The sequence below is a fragment of the Nonomuraea sp. NPDC001684 genome, assembly GCF_053596515.1.
In genome coordinates this window covers 1-1,021 of sequence record NZ_JBSFGJ010000921.1, presented here as the reverse complement: position 1 = coordinate 1,021, position 1,021 = coordinate 1, and the positions used below count along the sequence as shown (strand labels likewise).

At 66.2% G+C, this 1,021-nt stretch carries 3 protein-coding genes; 1 reads left to right on the top strand and 2 read right to left on the bottom strand.

Annotation, left to right across the window (positions count from 1 at the left end):
• Window positions 1–98 precede the first annotated feature (98 nt).
• Together ACWCSD_RS53105 and ACWCSD_RS53100 are read right to left on the bottom strand one after the other, a co-directional pair.
• Window positions 99–221 (bottom strand): hypothetical protein, encoded by a 123-nt coding sequence (locus ACWCSD_RS53105; RefSeq protein WP_449927687.1) that lies wholly within the window; start codon window positions 219–221, stop codon window positions 99–101.
• A gap of 134 nt (window positions 222–355) precedes the next feature.
• Entirely contained in the window at window positions 356–694 is a 339-nt protein-coding gene (locus ACWCSD_RS53100; protein ID WP_397159388.1) for a beta/gamma crystallin domain-containing protein, read from the bottom strand.
• 147 nt (window positions 695–841) lie between these two features.
• On the opposite strand from ACWCSD_RS53100, the gene ACWCSD_RS53095 reads away from it, so the two are divergent.
• A partial coding sequence (locus ACWCSD_RS53095) for a hypothetical protein (protein WP_449927684.1) occupies window positions 842–1,021 on the top strand: 180 nt, incomplete at its 3' end.

The window sequence follows — 1,021 nt, the reverse complement described above, 5'->3', positions numbered from 1 at the left end:
CCATCGACCGGACCACCTACAAAGCCACCATCAGCACCGCCATGATCCCGGCCAGCCCTTGACGCCGTTACCCCAGCCCTAACTGAACGGCGTTGGGGCTAGACCCGGTCTGGAGGCCGGATCTCCTCCGGCAGCGTGACCGCGCGCACCACCTGGTCGGCTTCGTAGTCCACCTCGACCATCATGTGCCGGACCCACGCCGTCGTCTTCTTCTCGGTCATGAAGGCGAGGATGCCGTGGCGCTCATCCGGCGCGGACACCACACCGCGTGAAGTAGATGCCTGACGTCGGCGCTAGGTGCCGTGGCGGGCGATCAGCGGGCTGCCGTCCGGCGGCCGCCCCGGACGGCGACGTCTCACAGGATCTCGATGGAGGCTACCTTCGGAGGGCGATTCGGGAAGCTGATCTCGGTCCAGCGATTGATCCTCACCGAGTCGCCGTTGGCGTCGTAGTAGATCAGATCGTTGTTGCCGGTGGAGATCCGGTCGACCCACCATCCGCCGAAGTCCGTCCTGCCCCTGTTGGCGTAGCAGTCAACGCTCTGGCGTCCGCCGGAGTGTGACCAGATCTTCAGGAAGTTCTCGCCGCCCCGGCACTCGACGTGGTCGATGGCGAAGGCGGGGCCCCCGGGGACGGTGATGGTCAGTGCGGCGGCTGCGGTGAATGTGGCCAAGGTGGTCAGTGTGCGTCGCACGATTGTGGTTCCTTCCGGGGATCCAAGGGGCAGCAAGCGCTGCTCACCCACTATGAACGGTGAGTGCTTGATTGGTTACTGTCCGCGACGAAACGATGTCGTGGCTTACGAGAGCGCGGAGGCTCAGCCGGGCGGCCCGCTGTGCCCATGGACGGCTGCCAGGTCCCGCCGGAGCCGGCGTCCCTGCGCGCGGACGGCGTCGTCGTGCGACCTCGAATCTTCGGGAAGGCACTCAACCTCCGGGCGGGCTCGCGCGTTGGGGAGGGCGAAAGGGGACCTTCACTGATGACAGATGACGACGAGGCTGCCTTCGACGACTTCCTCGCC